Origin of the sequence: Alishewanella sp. WH16-1, from assembly GCF_001441695.1 — a bacterium.
Taxonomy (GTDB): domain Bacteria; phylum Pseudomonadota; class Gammaproteobacteria; order Enterobacterales; family Alteromonadaceae; genus Alishewanella; species Alishewanella agri.
Genome location: NZ_LCWL01000010.1, coordinates 1 through 2,008 on the forward strand (window position 1 = coordinate 1; position 2,008 = coordinate 2,008).

At 46.4% G+C, this 2,008-nt stretch carries 3 protein-coding genes; all 3 read left to right on the forward strand.

The features are described from left to right. A partial coding sequence (umuC, locus tag AAY72_RS01855) for a translesion error-prone DNA polymerase V subunit UmuC (RefSeq protein ID WP_057785379.1) occupies positions 1–1,117 on the forward strand: 1,117 nt, incomplete at its 5' end. 87 nt (positions 1,118–1,204) lie between these two features. After that, the gene (locus AAY72_RS01860; RefSeq protein WP_057785380.1) at positions 1,205–1,426 is read left to right on the forward strand and encodes a hypothetical protein; all 222 of its coding nucleotides are present in this window, start codon (positions 1,205–1,207) and stop codon (positions 1,424–1,426) included. 50 nt (positions 1,427–1,476) lie between these two features. Next, on the forward strand, positions 1,477–1,644 hold the full coding sequence (locus AAY72_RS16790; RefSeq protein WP_197408358.1) for a hypothetical protein: 168 nt from the start codon (positions 1,477–1,479) through the stop codon (positions 1,642–1,644). Positions 1,645–2,008 lie beyond the last annotated feature (364 nt).

A 2,008-nucleotide genomic window follows, 5' to 3' on the forward strand; every position in this document is an offset into this window, starting at 1 on the left:
CGCCATGCGTGAAAATATGCAAAAGTCGCTTATCGAGCAAGGCCAGCTTCTTGCCTTCTCTTCTAACTATGCGCTTTATGCCGATATCTCATCACGCGTGATGACGACTCTGGAGATGTTGGCCCCTGCAGTTGAAGTCTATTCTATTGATGAAGCTTTTCTCGAGTTAACCGGCGTATCGCATTGCATGGACCTGACAGAGTTTGGCCAATCAGTGCGGAGCACCATTCAAAAAAATATTGGTATGACCGTCTGCGTTGGCATCGCACCGACTAAAACCCTCGCAAAACTCGCCAATCACGCCGCTAAAAAATGGAGTAAAGCCGGTGGGGTTGTTGATTTAACGGATAAAGCCCGCCAGCGTAGGCTGATGGGGTTGTTACCGGTTGGTGAAGTTTGGGGCATTGGTAGTAAGCTCTCAGCACGACTCAACACACTCGGTATCCAGACTGTTTTGGATTTAGCCGATGCCAGCCCATCTTTTATTAAACAGCAGTGCTCGGTCGTTGAATCGCGTATTGTTGCTGAGCTAAACGGTGAATCGTGTCTGGCCCTTGAGCAGGTTGCGCCTACCAAAAAACAAATTGTCAGCTCCAGGGCGTTTGGTGAGCGCATTACGTGTAAAGCCATGATGCACGAAGCCATCGCAGAATATATCAGCCGCGCGTGTCAGAAACTGCGCAAAGAAAAGCAGCAGGCCAAACAAGTTACCGTCTTTATCCGCACTAGCCCCTTCAGTGACAGGCAGCGTGATCCATACTATGCCAATAGCATCTCGACCACATTAACCCATCCTAGCAATGATACCCGGGATTTTTTAACTTTGGCGAGCAGGCTACTCGATAAAATCTGGAAAGAGGGTTATCGCTATGCCAAAGGCGGGGTCATGCTGACTGATTTTTATGATGAAGGCGTTCACCAAGTCGATTTGTTTGAACCGGAGCCACACACTTACCAGAGTAAAGCACTGATGACCGTGATTGATACCATCAACTCCAAAGCAGGTGGCAAAGTCTGGTTTGCGAGCCAGGGCATATCGCAAGCTTGGACCATGAAGCGCACAATGTTGTCGCCGCAGTACACCACAAAATGGACAGATTTGCCGGTCGTGAAATAACGCCTGCCTGTGTTAAGGTGTGGCAAGACATGAGATTCAAGCTACTATCAGCGTAGCGTTTAACTATTTCAAACGTTGAGGTGCGCCATGAGTTACACCGTTAAAATGCTTAAAGATAACGTTCTCCCGCTGCCTGATGCGCTGTGTTCAGAGTTGGGGTTTGCGGTTGGAGATATTTTGATTTGTGAAATGGATAAAGGCCGCTCAGAAATGAGGATGGTAAAGCATGCTGACCAGACAATGACTGATGAACAGATTTTTGCAGCTGGAAATTTAACGCGCGTCATCAGCCTTTCGTCTGGCGAATAATGGTTGGATGTGATGGTTAGCAAATCGGCCAAGTCGAACAAGGTATTAAAATGACAACAAGACCATCGATTAAAAGCGAGCAGGAATATCAAGCTGCTTTAGAGGCGATTGAGCAACTTCTTGAAGCTGAGCCTGGTACGCCCGAAGGTGAGGAGTTTGCGGCTTTGGCAAAGTTGATCGAAGAGTATGACGATATTCATTACCCAATAAAGGGGTAAGTGATTTTGAGATTTGAATCGTCACAATGTGCCAATTGCAGACATTCCAACTTTAAGGCTGTAAAGTCCGCTTTTAGGTGTTAGCAGAACGCTTTGCTCACCGGAAAATTGGGAGCGTAGCGAGTAATTTTTCCGCGTGCAGCAATTTGTTATGTATTGGCTTTGCGTACTGTTCCTGAGGTATCCCCAGAAATTTTGTAGTTAAAATAAAAATTTAGGTGATTAGGGCTTGTTGATCTTTCGAGATGGATTATTAGACAGCATGATGGGCTGGTACAATTACTTTCGCCAAAAACTAACCATGACAACCCACCATGCCAAGGACAATGTTAACAGACGAGTGCTGGTCAAAGCTAATCAGATT

Bases quoted from the DNA above. Each gene is read 5' to 3' on its own strand.
- AAY72_RS16790 (WP_197408358.1), top strand. From the start codon at position 1,477: ATGACAACAAGACCATCGATTAAAAGCGAGCAGGAATATCAAGCTGCT.
- AAY72_RS01860 (WP_057785380.1), top strand. From the start codon at position 1,205: ATGAGTTACACCGTTAAAATGCTTAAAGATAACGTTCTCCCGCTGCCT.